This window comes from Streptomyces sp. JHA26, assembly GCF_002005565.1.
In the GTDB taxonomy this organism is placed as follows: Bacteria; Actinomycetota; Actinomycetes; order Streptomycetales; family Streptomycetaceae; genus Streptomyces.
On record NZ_BDJC01000165.1, the window covers coordinates 1 to 653 of the forward strand.

Genomic DNA, 653 nt, shown 5'->3' on the forward strand with positions numbered 1-653 from the left:
TTGCCTGAGGTGGTGGATGCCCGGTTGGTGGGGCGTCTGGCGGGGGTGTTTGCCTCGGGTGAGGGTGAGGTGGCTGTTCGTGCTGCGGGGGTGTTCGGCCGGCGTGTGATCCGTGCCGCCGGGAGTGTCACTGGTGGTGGTTCTTGGCGGGTGTCGGGGACTGTGCTGGTGACGGGTGGCACGGGTGGTCTGGGTCGTCGTGTGGCGCGGTGGCTGGTGGGTGCTGGTGCGGAGCATGTGGTGTTGGCTTCGCGTCGGGGTGCTGGGGCTGCGGGTGTGGAGGAGTTGCGGGCGGAGTTCGCTGCTGCCGGTGTGGGGTTGTCGGTGGTGGCGTGTGATGTGGGTGAGCGTTCGGCGGTGGAGGCTGTGCTGGCGGGTGTGCCGGCGGGGTTGCCGTTGACGGCGGTGGTCCATGCTGCCGGTGTTCTGGATGACGGTGTGCTGGACGGTTTGTCGGTGGGCCGGTTCGAGGCGGTGTTGCGGGCGAAGGCGGAGGGTGCGCGGCATCTGCATGAGCTGACGCGTGGCATGGGGTTGTCGGCGTTCGTGTTGTTCTCGTCGTTCTCGGCGACGGTGGGTGGTGCGGGGCAGGCGAACTATGCCGCGGCGAACGCGTATCTGGATGCGTTGGCCGAGATGCGGCGTGGTGAGGG

At 68.6% G+C, this 653-nt stretch carries 1 protein-coding gene; it reads left to right on the forward strand.

Annotated elements, in window-relative coordinates; all coding sequences use genetic code 11:
- Window positions 1-653, forward strand: a 653-nt coding sequence (locus JHAT_RS33545; RefSeq protein WP_143660641.1) for an SDR family NAD(P)-dependent oxidoreductase, incomplete at both ends; no start/stop codon positions are given.